The organism is Nocardioides eburneus (assembly GCF_040838215.1).
Lineage (GTDB): Bacteria > Actinomycetota > Actinomycetes > Propionibacteriales > Nocardioidaceae > Nocardioides > Nocardioides eburneus.
Window position 1 is genome coordinate 88,708 of the sequence record NZ_JBFPJR010000002.1, and the last position, 12,859, is coordinate 101,566.

General features: G+C 71.0%; 13 protein-coding genes. 1 reads left to right on the forward strand and 12 read right to left on the reverse strand.

Going from position 1 to position 12,859, the window contains the following annotated elements; all coding sequences use genetic code 11:
* Positions 1-34: 34 nt before the first annotated feature.
* From AB3X52_RS01510 to dacB, 12 genes are all read right to left on the reverse strand, one after another.
* Positions 35-1,699 (reverse strand): glycosyltransferase family 61 protein, encoded by a 1,665-nt coding sequence (locus AB3X52_RS01510; RefSeq protein ID WP_367990930.1) that lies wholly within the window; start codon positions 1,697-1,699, stop codon positions 35-37.
* Between the two features lie 165 nt (positions 1,700-1,864).
* Positions 1,865-2,458: a hypothetical protein gene (locus tag AB3X52_RS01515; protein WP_367990931.1), complete on the reverse strand. Its 594-nt coding sequence runs from the start codon at positions 2,456-2,458 to the stop codon at positions 1,865-1,867.
* 9 nt (positions 2,459-2,467) lie between these two features.
* Complete coding sequence (locus AB3X52_RS01520; RefSeq protein WP_367990932.1) at positions 2,468-2,932, reverse strand: DUF3180 domain-containing protein; 465 nt, start codon at positions 2,930-2,932, stop codon at positions 2,468-2,470.
* Positions 2,933-2,964: 32 nt separating this feature from the next.
* Positions 2,965-3,534, reverse strand: a complete 570-nt coding sequence (folK, locus tag AB3X52_RS01525; protein WP_367990933.1) for a 2-amino-4-hydroxy-6-hydroxymethyldihydropteridine diphosphokinase — start codon at positions 3,532-3,534, stop codon at positions 2,965-2,967.
* Positions 3,531-3,893: a dihydroneopterin aldolase gene (gene folB, locus AB3X52_RS01530; RefSeq protein WP_367990934.1), complete on the reverse strand. Its 363-nt coding sequence runs from the start codon at positions 3,891-3,893 to the stop codon at positions 3,531-3,533. The genes folK and folB overlap by 4 nt, the downstream gene beginning before the upstream one ends.
* On the reverse strand, positions 3,890-4,798 hold the full coding sequence (gene folP / locus AB3X52_RS01535; protein ID WP_367990935.1) for a dihydropteroate synthase: 909 nt from the start codon (positions 4,796-4,798) through the stop codon (positions 3,890-3,892). Before folP ends, folB begins: the two co-directional genes overlap by 4 nt.
* 291 nt (positions 4,799-5,089) lie before the next feature.
* A complete protein-coding gene (folE, locus tag AB3X52_RS01540) occupies positions 5,090-5,668 on the reverse strand; it encodes a GTP cyclohydrolase I FolE (RefSeq protein WP_437440525.1) in 579 nt (192 codons plus the stop codon).
* A 139-nt stretch (positions 5,669-5,807) separates the two neighbouring features.
* Complete coding sequence (gene ftsH, locus AB3X52_RS01545) at positions 5,808-7,886, reverse strand: ATP-dependent zinc metalloprotease FtsH (RefSeq protein ID WP_367990936.1); 2,079 nt, start codon at positions 7,884-7,886, stop codon at positions 5,808-5,810.
* A 122-nt stretch (positions 7,887-8,008) separates the two neighbouring features.
* Positions 8,009-8,560, reverse strand: a complete 552-nt coding sequence (gene hpt, locus AB3X52_RS01550; RefSeq protein WP_367990937.1) for a hypoxanthine phosphoribosyltransferase — start codon at positions 8,558-8,560, stop codon at positions 8,009-8,011.
* A gap of 9 nt (positions 8,561-8,569) precedes the next feature.
* The gene (gene tilS / locus AB3X52_RS01555) at positions 8,570-9,592 is read right to left on the reverse strand and encodes a tRNA lysidine(34) synthetase TilS (RefSeq protein WP_367990938.1); all 1,023 of its coding nucleotides are present in this window, start codon (positions 9,590-9,592) and stop codon (positions 8,570-8,572) included.
* 1 nt (position 9,593) lies between these two features.
* Positions 9,594-10,646 carry a zinc-dependent metalloprotease gene (locus AB3X52_RS01560; RefSeq protein ID WP_367990939.1) on the reverse strand — a complete coding sequence of 351 codons (1,053 nt, stop codon included), beginning with the start codon at positions 10,644-10,646 and terminating at the stop codon, positions 9,594-9,596.
* 130 nt (positions 10,647-10,776) lie between these two features.
* Entirely contained in the window at positions 10,777-12,162 is a 1,386-nt protein-coding gene (gene dacB, locus AB3X52_RS01565) for a D-alanyl-D-alanine carboxypeptidase/D-alanyl-D-alanine endopeptidase (protein WP_367990940.1), read from the reverse strand.
* 118 nt (positions 12,163-12,280) lie between these two features.
* Here dacB and AB3X52_RS01570 point away from each other — a divergent pair, with 118 nt between their 5' ends.
* The gene (locus tag AB3X52_RS01570; protein ID WP_367991030.1) at positions 12,281-12,766 is read left to right on the forward strand and encodes an inorganic diphosphatase; all 486 of its coding nucleotides are present in this window, start codon (positions 12,281-12,283) and stop codon (positions 12,764-12,766) included.
* Positions 12,767-12,859: the final 93 nt, after the last annotated feature.

Sequence of the window (12,859 nt, forward strand, 5' to 3'; positions counted from 1 at the left end):
ACACTCCCCGTTGGTCGGTGTCGGTCAGGTCACGCTAGCGGCTCACCCCGAGCGCCTTCCGGAGATCGGCCTCGTTGCGCTCGAAGTCGAAGCGCCAGTCCCCCTGGAAGCTCTCGAGGCTGAACCGCCCGTCAGGACGGGCCACCTCCGGGGCGGACCAGAGGTAGTGCTCCTCCGCGCCGATCAGCGAGCAGAACATGTGCTCGTTGCGGGCGATGTAGGCCTCCTGGTTGAGCACCACCAGCTTCTCCAGGCCGCGCGCGTAGACGATGTTGAACATGCCGGAACCGCCGAAGCCGGCGACCTCGCGGGCCTTGCGGAACAGGTGGACCTGCTCGGCAAGCGTGTGGTGCTCGGGGTAGACAACCTCGAACCCCCGCTCCGCGAACCACGCCTCCACCTCCGCCTGGTTGAGGCAGGTCCGGTTGACGGCGCCCTCGCCACGCGAGACGAAGATCCGCTCATGGGCGGGACCACCGTCCGGGTCGCCGCCGGTGAAGCCGTGGGCGAGCCGCTCGTAGGTGTCGAGCATGCCGGGGTGGACGTAGAACGGCGGATGCTGGTGCCACATCGGCGTCGCCGAGAAGACCGAGTCGACCCGGACCGGCTCGTCGAGCTCGACGATGTCGTCCGGCGCGATGCCGTAGGCCTCGAACACGCGCCGCTCCAGCGGTCTCGCCGGCGGGTTCTCGAGCGCCCGGTGGAAGAAGACCTTCACGTCGGGGTCCGCCCGCTTCGCCGCATCCCAGCCCCACAGCCGGGAGACGACCTCGGCCATGACGTGGCCGTAGTGGTGGGCGAAGGTGCTCTCCAGCTGGTAGTAGCTGCCCTCGAGATTCCTCGCCGGCCGTCCCCGTCGGAGCCGGTGCCAGCCGTCGCCAGCGGGGTCGAGGAACGGATGCTTCTGCCACTGCGCCAGATGGAAGCGGAACGAGTCGGGCAGGACGGTGTGGCCGGCGTACATCAGCGTGCGCCCGCGCGCGACCACGGGGCCTTCGTAGTGACGCAGGGTGAGCGGCGGATAGTCGTAGTGGGTGGGGAAATCGGTCTCGTGCTCGCCGTGACTGAACACCACCGAGCTCGAGACGAGCTCCCCGCCGGGGTGCTCCTCGACAACCGAGACGCGGACGTCGGGCTCGCGCACCGGGAGGACGTCGACGACCGCCGCCTCGCGCGGCGCCAGCAGGTGACGGCCGCGCTTGGTGACGACGACGTGCGTGTCGGTGGCCTCGGTCAGCGAGACCGAGGCGGCGAGGTCTCGCTGCCGGACCGTGCCGTGGTCGGCGAGCCGGTGCAGCTCGTCGGCGACCTCCGCAGCCCGGGTCGGGCCGTCGGCGACCCCGGCGAGGTCGATGACGATCCGGCCGCCCCCACGCACCGCGCGGTAGGTCGCCTGGATGACGTCTGACGCCGCGTCGGCCGCGCCGTCGAGACAGACCACCGCATCGAGGGCCGGCAGGCGTCGTACGACGTCGGGCAGGGTCGCGACCTCGTCGACGACCGTCACGGTGTCGGAGGCGAGACGCGCGCGCCAGCGATCCGGGAGACCCCCGGCGGAGCGGGCACCCACGACGATCACGGTCCGGCCCGTGCCGGGCGGGAGGGTCGCGCTCGGTCCGATCCCGGTTCGCGCGGTTGCGGCGGCTCGCAGCCGTCGCGCGACGCCGCGCACGTTCGAGACGATGGCGTCTCGTTTCATCGGCCTCCTTCTCGCTCGCTCTTCGCCGTGCCGCTGCCCGGGACCGCTCGGCTTTGCGCTCGCCCCGGCACTTTACCTAGGGCCACGTCGCTGGCAACGCCGGGGCGGAAACGGGCGCTGCCCCGGTCCGACGTGCGGATCCGGGGCAGCGGGGCGAGATCGGGATCAGGCCGACCTGGTGCGGTAGCCCGCGGAGCGCTCGGCCTCGAGCTCGGCGCGCACGACGTCGAGCTCCTGCTCCAGCTCGGCGACCCGGAGGATCGCCTCGGCCGCGCGAGCCTCGGCCTCCTCCAGCTTGGCGCGCACGACGTCGCCGTTGCGCTCGGCCTGGGCGGCGCGACGCGCCTCGTCACCTCGGGCACGAATGGCTGCCGCGGCGCGCTGGTGGGCGGCCGCGAGCGCGGCCTCGAGCTCGCCGACGGTCTTCTCCCGGCGCTCGAGCTCGCCCTTCATATGGTCGGCGAAGGCCTTGTTCTCGGCCGCGCGCTCCTCGGTCATCCGGCGGTAGGCCTGGGCCTGCTCAGCCCGGTCGCGGGCAGCGTCGCGGCGCGAGGCCAGCAGCTCGGCGTGCGTGATCTTGGTCGCCGCGGCGCCCAGGACGACGGCGAGCACGGCAGCGAGGGTCACCAGCAGCCACGAGCCGGTGGCGGCCGCGCCCATCACCGCGAGGGCGGCCACCACGAGCAGCGTCACCGCGACGGTCAGGCGCGTGCTGCGCTGGCGCCGCCGTGTGACAGATGTGGCTGATGGGGAAGTCATACCCCCACGTTAGTCCCGGTCGTCCTTCTCCTCGTGGACCCGACACGCGTGTTCGAGAAGGCGTGCCGCGACGAGGATCACGAGACCAGCCACCCCGGCGACGACGGAGCGTACCAACCGCTCCTGGGCGAGCGGGTCGTTCGAGTAGCCCAGCCAGCTGACGGCGTACCCGAGATAGCCACCGGCCAGGAGCGCGCCGACCAGCGTGCAGGTGCGCGCCAGCACGAGCCGGTTGACCGCCCGGTGCGCCTCCAGGCGCTCACGGCGGACGTGGAGCTGACGCCAGGTGATCCACGCCGTGCCACCGAGGATGGCGGCGATGAGGACGAGCACCAGCGGCTGGGCCCACGTCACCACCGGCGCCACGCCGCGCCAGTGCTCGGCGATCGGGTGGAGGAGCCAGCCGCCGACGAGCCCGACGATGCCCCACACGGTGATCGCGGCGGCCGAGATCGGCCGGAGACCGCGGTTCACAGCGGGTGGTTCACAGGCACGGTCCCGAGCGGTCAGGCCAGCTCGAGGACGAGGTCATCGCGGCGTACGACGCCGTCCTGGCCGGTCTTCTCGAGCAGGTCCGCGATCCGCCCGGCGCCCGGGATCTCCGCCTCCGGCTCGAGGTCGAACCAGGGCTTGAGCACGAAGGCCCGCTGGGCCGCCCGCGGGTGGGGCAGGGTGAGCGTCTCGTCGTCGTTCACGCGGTCACCGACGACGATCACGTCGACGTCGAGGGTGCGCGGCGCGTTGACGATGTCGGTCCGCTCCCGCTCGAACGCGTCCTCGACCGCGAGCGCGCGCTCCAGCAGCCGCTGAGCGGTGAGGGTGGTGTCGAGCAGCACGACGGCGTTGAGGAACGGGCCGGCATCCTCCGGCGAGTCGACCGGCCGCGTCTCGTAGACCGGTGAGACGCCGGTGACCCACACGTCGGGAGTGTCGGCGATCGCGTTGATCGCGCCCTGGAGCGTCGCGAAGCGCTCACCGAGGTTGGAGCCCAGGGAGAGGACCGCCCGACGGATCGGCCGCATCTCGCCGGTGAGCGTGTCGGCGTCGATGATGTTCGGGTTCGGGACCTCAGTCACGAGTTCTGCCTCCGGATCGTCAGCGCGACGTCCGAGAACGTCGCGTCGATGGGCGCGTCCGGCTTGTGGACCGTGACGCGCACCCATTCAACACGCCGCTCCAAGAGACAGACATCGGCGATCCGCTGGGCAAGCGTCTCGATCAGGTCGACCGGATCACGCTCCACGCTGGCCTTGACCTTCGCGACGAGACTTCCGTAGTCGACCGTGTCGCGCAAGTCGTCGGACGCCGCGGCAGGGGCGGTGTCGACCGCCAGCACCAGGTCGATCACGAAGATCTGCCCCTCGCGACGCTCGAACTCGAAGACACCGTGATATGCGTAGCACTCGATCCCGGTGATGGCGAGCTCGTCGGTCACTGAGGCCCTTTCTCGTCGCTCGTCGGGTTCGTCCCTCCACCCGTCTCCTGGCGCGTCCGTCCGCTCGCGAACCGCTCGACGACGGCGAGCGCGTCGCGGGTGGCACAGACATCGTGGACGCGTGTGCACCATACGCGATGCTGGGCGAGAAGGACGTTGAGGGCCGCGTGGGCGTACTCCCGCTCGCCGACCGACCGTGGGGTGCCGTCCGCGTCGGCGAGGAGACGGCCGAGGAACGCCTTGCGGCTCGCCCCGACCAGCACCGGGTGGCCCATCGCCATGATCTCGTCCAGCCCAGCCAGGAGCGCCCAGTTGTCGTCGGCCGTCTTGGAGAACCCCAGCCCGGGGTCGAGCACCAACCGGTCGGGGGCGATGCCCGCGGCCAGAGCCGCGTCGATCCGGCGCTGGAGCTCGTCGCGGACCGTGGGCACCACGCCGCCGGCGTACGTCAGGAAATCGCGACCCTGCATCTCGGAGCCATGGGCACGCCAGTGCATCGCGACGAAGACCGCCCCGCTCTCAGCGGTGACGTCGAGGATGCGTGGATCGGCGAGGCCGCCGGAGACGTCGTTGACGATCGCAGCACCGGCCTTCACGGCGGCCTCGGCCACCTCCGACCGCATCGTGTCGACCGAGACCACGGCGCCCTCCGCGGCGAGTTCCTCGATCACGGGCACCACCCGGGCGAGCTCGTCGGCGACCAGCGGCCGCGTCGCGCCCGGACGCGTGGACTCGCCGCCGATGTCGAGGATGTCGGCGCCATCGGCCAGCAGCGCGCGCCCGTGGGCAACCGCGTCGTCGGTCGCGAGGAAGCGACCGCCGTCGGAGAACGAGTCGGGCGTGACGTTGACGATTCCCATCACGCGCGGTCGCCCGATCTCAGCAAACAGCGACACCGTGGTCATGATCTCGAACCTATCGGTCGGACGACGCCGTCCGCGTGGGCCGGACCGTCAGACGGGAGAGCTGAACGCAGACGTACGCCGGCGGCACGATGCCCACGGCGGCCCGCCCCGAGCACGAGCCGGAGCCCCGGGGGCCGGGGCCAGGGCCAGGCCCGCCCGTCGGGGCAGCGCGCCCGCCCAAGTGTCACCGTGATAGTTGGCGGTTCGGGAGACAGTTCGGAACTATCACCGACGGCCCAAAGTGTCACGGTGACACTTTGGGCCGATGGATGACACGAACCCGACCCGCGCCTACCGCGTGCCGCCGCGGATGAGCGCCATCGCCTCGGCGCGGGTCGTGGCGTTGGAGCGCATGGTGCCGCGCACGGCCGAGGTGATGGTGCGCGCGCCGGCCTTGCGAACGCCGCGCATGGTCATGCAGAGGTGTTCGGCCTCGATCACGACGATCACCCCGCGGGCCTCGAGGATCTCCATGAGCGCATCTGCGACCTGGGTCGTCAACCGCTCCTGGACCTGCGGTCGCTTGGCATAGACGTCGACCAGCCGGGCGAGCTTGGACAGACCGGTGATCTTGCCGGTCGCTGCCGGGATGTAGCCGACGTGGGCCACCCCGGTGAACGGCACCAGGTGGTGCTCGCACATCGACCACAGCTCGATGTCGCGGACGAGCACCATCTCGTCGTGGCCGAGGTCGAAGGTCGTCGTGAGGACGTCCTCGGGCTGCTGACGCAGGCCGATGGTCAGCTCGGCATAGGCACGCGCGACGCGCGCCGGGGTGTCCAGGAGTCCTTCGCGGTCGGGATCCTCACCGATCGCATAGAGCAGCTCTCGGACGGCCGCCTCGGCGCGCTCCTGGTCGAAGGCCGGCACGTCGGCCGGCGCGCGCTCGGGCACGTGGACGGGCCCGACCTCGTCGGCGGTCTGCGCGATGTCGGTGTCGATCTCGGTCTCCGGACGTGTCTGCGGGGTCTGGGTCGTGTCGTCGCTCGTGCGGGAGGTCACGGCGCGCTCACGCACCCGGGTGCGGCGGGGTGGGAGGTGCGGACGGACCGGGCGAGCCCGGAGCACCGGCGACCCCGGGGTCGTGGACGTCGCCACCCGAGCCCGGCGGCGTCAGGATGCCGCCACCGTTCTGGCCGTTCTGGCCGTTGGTGGGTGCCTTCGAGGCCGCCTTGTCGCGGTCGATGATCCACTGCGGGATCTCGACCGCCGGGCGGTCGGAGGGCCGGCGGGTCTCGGAGCCGGTCCATGCGGGCCGCTGCGGACGACGGTGCAGCGGCTCGAAGATCTTGGCGATCTCCTCCTTGCTGAGCGTCTCCTTCTCCACCAGCGCGAGAACCAGCGAGTCGAGCACGTCGCGGTTCTCCTCGAGGATGTCGAACGCCTCCTGGTGGGCGTTGGCGAGGAGCTTCTTGGTCTCCTCGTCGACGATCGCGGCGACGTCCTCGGAGTAGTTGCGGGAGTGGCCGAGGTCGCGGCCCAGGAAGGGCTCGGAGTTGGACTCGCCCAGCTTGATGGCACCGAGCTTCTCGGTCATGCCGAACTGCGTGACCATCGCCCGGGCCAGGTTGGTCGCCTTCTCGATGTCGTTGCCGGCGCCCGTCGTCGGGTCGTGGAAGACCATCTCCTCCGCGGCCCGGCCGCCGAGCATGTAGGCGAGCTTGTCGAGCAGCTCGGAGCGAGCCTGGGAGTACTTGTCCTCGTCGGGCATCACCATGGTGTAACCCAGGGCGCGCCCGCGCGGGAGGATCGTGATCTTGTGGACCGGGTCGTTGTGCGGCAGCGCGGCGGCGACGAGGGCGTGGCCACCCTCGTGGTAGGCCGTGATGAGCTTCTCCTTCTCGCTCATCAGGCGGGTGCGCTTCTGCGGACCGGCGATCACGCGGTCGATGGCCTCGTCGAGGTTCCGGTTGGTGATCAGCTTCTCGTTGCTGCGCGCGGTGAGCAGCGCGGCCTCGTTGAGCACGTTCGCCAGGTCGGCGCCGGAGAAGCCGGGCGTACGCCGGGCGACGTTCATCAGATCGATGTCGGCGGCCAGCGGCTTGCCCCGTGAGTGGACCTGCAGGATGTGGAGCCGCCCGGTGAGGTCGGGCGCGTCCACCTGGATCTGGCGGTCGAAGCGGCCGGGGCGAAGCAGCGCCGGGTCGAGGACGTCGGGTCGGTTGGTCGCGGCGATGAGGATGACGCCACCGCGGACGTCGAAGCCGTCCATCTCCACGAGCAGCTGGTTCAGCGTCTGCTCACGCTCGTCGTGGCCGCCGCCCATGCCGGCGCCGCGGTGGCGGCCGACGGCGTCGATCTCGTCGATGAAGACGATCGCGGGCGCGTTCTCCTTGGCCTGCTCGAACAGGTCACGAACGCGGGAGGCACCCACGCCGACGAACATCTCGACGAAGTCGGAGCCGGAGATGGAGTAGAACGGCACACCCGCCTCACCGGCGACGGCGCGCGCGAGGAGGGTCTTGCCGGTGCCCGGCTGGCCGTAGAGCAGCACGCCCTTGGGGATCTTCGCACCGACGGCCTGGAACTTCGCCGGCTCCTGGAGGAACTCCTTGATCTCCTGGAGCTCCTCGACCGCCTCGTCGACGCCCGCGACGTCGGCGAACGTCGTCTTCGGCATGTCCTTCGAGATCAGCTTCGCCTTCGACTTGGCGAACTGCATCACGCCGCGTCCGCCGCCGCCCTGGACGGAGTTCATCAGGAAGAGGAAGAGCACGATGATCAGCACGAACGGCAGCAGGAAGCTGATGATCGAGCCCAGCACGGAGGGCTGCGCCTTGTCGGAGTTGATCTTGGTCGGGTCGGCGACGTGCTGGCGCGCCATCTTGATCAGGGTCTCCTGATCACCGTCCACCCAGTGGGTGTTGACCTTCTTCTCGGCGCCCTTGACCTCGACGGTCGCCTTGATCTGCTGGTCACCGTCGACGAACGTGATCTCCTTGACCTCGTTCTTCTGCAGGTACTGCACCAGCTGGCCGGTGGAGATCTCTTCTCCACCCCCATGCGGGGCGAGGTACTGCAGACCGAGGAGCACGGCGATGACCGCGAGGACGATCCACAGCCATGGACCCTTGACAATGCGCTTCACAGGCTTCTTCCGACCATCTACTGAAGGGGACTGACGACGGTACAACGTCTCAGCAACGCCTATTGTCCCAGGACGTACCCAATCTCACGAGAACAGGCGCACTCCCCGGACGGTCCGGACCCTCAGGAGTAGACGTGCGGCGCGAGGGTGCCGATGTCGCGCAGGTTGCGGTAGGACTCGTTGTAGTCCAGCCCGTAGCCCACCACGAACTCATCGGGGATGTCCCAGCCGACGTACTTCACCTCGACCGGCATCTGCTGCGCGTCGGGCTTGCGCAGCAGCGTCGCGATCTCGACGCTCGCCGGTCCCCGCGAGCAGAGGTTGGAGGTCAGCCACGACAGCGTGAGACCGGTGTCGATGATCTCGTCGACCACGAGGACGTGCTTGCCGCTGACATCGGTGTCGAGGTCCTTGAGGATCCGCACGACACCGCTGGACTTGGTGCCGGAGCCGTAGGAGGTCACCGCCATCCAGTCCATCTCGACGTGGCGGTTGAACGCCCGGGCGAGGTCGGCCATGACCATGACGGCGCCCTTGAGGATGCCGACGATCAGCAGGTTCTTGCCCTCATAGTCCTGCTCGATGCGCTGGGCGAGCTCGCGCACCTTCTCGTGGATCTGTTCCTCGGTGAAGAGGACCTTGACCAAGTCGTCCTGGACGTGCGCCGAATCCATGCCGTCACCCTAACCGTGCGGGCCGGTCGGCGCCGCCTCGAGGTGGATCATCTGGTCCCGGCGGCGCGCGCGCCGGTGGCCCGGCAGGTCGATCCAGCGCTGGCCGCGCCACGCCGTGACGAGGGCGTCGAGCGCCAGCACGTGCTCCCGGAACAGCTCGGCGGCCGGGCAACCGGCGGCCAACGCGGCCAGGCGCAGCACCCGGCGGCGTACGGCGGACGGCAGGGACGCCAGCTCGGCGACCGGCAGCGTGGCGGCGCCGTACGCGCCGGTCAGGCGGTGGTACGTCGACGACGCGACGTCGTCGAGGAACTCCATGTCCTCCCGGAGCTGGTCGGCGGTGCGGGCGAGGGTGGCGGCGACCCCCGGCCCGAGGTCCTCCTCCAGCAGCGGCATGACCCGGTGGCGGATGCGGGCGCGGGTGTAGGAGAAGTCGCTGTTGTGGGGGTCGGTCCAGAACTCGATGCCCTCGACCCGGCAGGCGGTCTCGGTGTCGGTGCGAGAGACGTCGAGGAGCGGCCGGCGGTAGCGGTCGAAGCCGCGCCTCATGCCGGCCAGGCTCCTCCCGCCCGAGCCACGGGTGAGGCCGAGGAGCACGGTCTCGGCCTGGTCGTCCCGGGTGTGGCCGAGCAGGACCACCGGGGCGTCGACGCGCTCGGCGACCTGGTCGAGCACCGCGTACCGCGCCTGCCGCGCCGCCGCCTCGGGCCCGAGCCCGCCACCCTCGACCTTCACCCGGACCCCGACGGTCTCGTCGACGCCGAGGGCGGCCATCTGCTGCACGACATGCTGGGCGTGGACGTCGCTGCCCTCCTGCAGTCCATGGTCGACCGTCGCACCGACGATCCGCAGCCCGAGCTTGTGCCCCTCGAAGACCGCCGCCGAGAGCAACGCGAGGCTGTCCGCTCCCCCGCTGCAGGCCACCACGACGTTCGTCCCCGGCCGCGGACCGGGCGCTGGCCGTTCGGGGAGCTCGCCGAGGGCGGCCCGCACGGGGCGGCGTACGGCGGCGACGGCGGGATGGAGACCCACGTCAGAGGACGCGCTTGACCCAGGCGTGCGGGTCGCCGATCTCCGCCTTGGAGGGCAGGTTGTCGGCCCCGGCGAAGACGGCGTTGAACTCGGCCATCCCGACCTTGTCGACGACCGCGCGGACGAAGGTGGCGCCGTCGCGGTACTGCGCCATCTTGGCGTCGAGGCCCATGAGCCGGCGCAGGATCCGGTCGAGCGCGCCGACACCCTTGCGGCGCTCGTTGAACTTCGCCCGGATCGTCGCGACCGACGGGATGACCGCCGGCCCGACACCGTCCATCACGACGTCGGCGTGGCCCTCGAGGAGCGACATGACCCCGGTGACGCGATCGAGGATCTCGCGCTGCTCCGGGCTCGTCACCGCGCTGAGCAGGTCACCCTCGCCCTTGACCGCGTCGACGAGGCGCTGGACCCCGTCCTCGAGCAGACTGGTGAGATCCATCGTGGCGGCGAGATCGGTCATCTGGGCGAGCAGGTGGTCGCGCATCCACGGGCTGGCGGTGAACTGCACACGGTGGGTCTCCTCGTGGAGGCAGACCCAGAGCCGGAAGTCGGTCGGGTCCACGTCGAGCTCGCGCTCCACGTGCACGACGTTGGGGGCGACCAGCAGCAGGCGGCCGCTCGGGTCGAAGAACGGGTCGAACTGGCCGAGCACCTTCGTCGAGAGGAAGCCGAGCAGGCCGCCCACCTCGACACCGGTCACCCGCGACCCGATCGCCTTGGCGAAGGTGCCGGGCTCGCGCTTCTTCGTCAGCCGCTCGACGACCGGCGAGAGGACGGCGGCGAAGGCGTCGGCGTTGGCCTGGATCCAGCCGCGCCGGTCGACGACGAGCACCGGGGCGGTGTCGGCCGGCGCGTCCAGGCCGGTGAACTCCTTGACGTAGCCGGTCGCGGTCGCGGCATCCGTCCGCAGCTCCGCCACCACGGCGGCCGCCTCGTCGCGGCCGGTCTGCGGGCCGTCACCGGCGATCTTCGCCCCGAGGCGTACGGCGAGGTCCCAGTCCACCATCGACGCCGCCAGGCCGTCACCGCGGTGCTTGCTCTCAGGACTCATGCGGCCCCCTCCGTCAGGAGAACGACAGAATACGGACGCGGCCGCATGAGATGCTCGATGGTCGCTCGCTGGCGCTCGCTCATGCCGCGACGTTAGCCGACCCGGCCTGACGGGAGCGCCACCCGCCGGGTCAGGAGCAGGCGCAGGTGGCGAGCGCCGCGAGCGCGTCGTCGAGCGCGGCCCGCGCGTCGAGCGTGTCGGTGGGCGCGATCCGGTCGGCCATGACGACCACGACCATCGGGGTGCCGCGCTGGTCGGTCACCAGACCAGCGAGGGCACTGACGCCGGTGAGCGTCCCGGTCTTCGCCCGGACGAGGCCGCGCCCATGTGTCGCGTCGCCCTCGAACCGGTCGGCGAGCGAGCCGCTGAACCCTGCGACGGGCAGCCCGGACAGCACCGCGCTCAGCTCCGGGTGGTGCGACGAGGCGGCGAGCTGGAGGACGCCGGTGAGCGCGGCGGGGGTCAGCCGGTCCTCACGGGAGAGCCCGCTGCCGTCGTACATGGTGAGGCCGGAGGCGTCGACGCCGAGGCCGGTCAGCGTCCGCTCCACCGCGCGGACGCCCCCGGCGAACGAGGCGTCCCCGGCCTTCTCGCCGACGTGGCGCAGCAGGATCTCCGCGGCCTCGTTGTCGCTGAGCTGAAGGGTGTGCTCGACGATCTCGGCGACCGTACGGCCCTCGACGCTCGCGATCTCGTCACCCCGCGTCGCCCCCTTGGCCGGCGTGCCGGCCACGGTGACGCCGGCCTTGCGGAGATCGGCCGCGAACGCACGCGCCGCCTCGTCCGCCGGGCGCAGCTCACGACCGTCGTCGGCGGTGCCGAGCTGGCCGTCCGGACCGGGGGTGTGGGCCTCGTCCACGGTCAGCGCGCTGATGGGCGCGACGACCTCCTCCGGGATGTAGGTCTGCGGCCAGTGCGGGTCGATCGAGGGACCGACGAAGAGGCCGGCGTCGTACGCCAGCCGGACGCGCGAGACCCCGGCCTTCCGCAGCGCGGTCGCGGTGTGCGCGGCGAGCTCGTCGAGGTCGTCGCTGGAGAGCAGCGGGTCCCCACCGCCGACGAGGGTGATCCGCCCCCCGGCCCGGGTGACGGTCGTGGTGAAGCGGTGCTGAGCACCGAGACTCGACAGCGCAGCCGTCGTGGTGAGCAGCTTCGTGACCGACGCCGGGGTCGCAGCCCCGCTCCCCTTCGCCAGCACCGGCGCGCCGGAGAGCGGCGAGACCTCGGCCAGCACATGACGCCCGAGGGCGGCGTCGCCCAGCAGGCCCGCCAGGGCCCGGCGTACGGCGGCCGGCTTCAGCCTCCCCGTCGTCGCCGGCGCCGCGACCTGCCCGGTCGCCGCGGTGACCGGGCGCATGGACAGCGCCGGCATCGGCGGTGTCGCAGGCTTGTCGGTGCCGAGCCAGCGGCCCGCCCACCCGAGCGCGTACGCCGCACCGCCCGCCGCCACCACCAGGACCACGAAGATCGTGAGCAGCACGAACGGCCACCGTCGGCGGGGCTTGCGTCGGGTCACCGTTATCCTCCTCGATACGTGGGCAGCCGCCATTGTGGTGGACACTGGCCCGCAGATCACACTGACGGGCGGTGCGGTGCCGCCCTCCCGATGTTTCCCGCGGAGGCTTGAAGTGGTGCTGGAGTTCGACGTCCTGGTGGAGATCCCGAAGGGGTCGCGCAACAAGTACGAGGTCGACCACGAGACCGGCAAGCTCCGTCTCGACCGCACGCTCTTCACCTCGATGGCCTACCCGGCGGACTACGGCTACATCGAGGACACCCTCGGCCAGGACGGCGACCCGCTCGACGCGCTCGTGATCCTGCCCTACCCCGTCTTCCCCGGCTGCCTGATCAAGTGCCGGCCGATCGGGATGTACCGCATGGTCGACGAGAAGGGCGGCGACGACAAGGTCCTCTGCGTCCCCGTCGACCCGCGCTTCGACGCCTTCCAGGACATCGAGGACGTCTCCAACTGGGACCTCGACGAGATCAAGCACTTCTTCGAGCGCTACAAGGACCTCGAGCCCGGCAAGGAGGTCCAGGGCTCCGACTGGGCCGACAAGTCCGCCGCCATCGCCGAGATCGAGGCCTCCATCGAGCGCTGGAAGGCCTCCGAGCACTGAGTCTCTCGCCAGGGGCCGTCCCACGTCGTGGGGCGGCCCCTGTGCCATTTCCCCACCAGGCCGCCGCGGTGCGGGGCCCGGAGCGCTGAACCT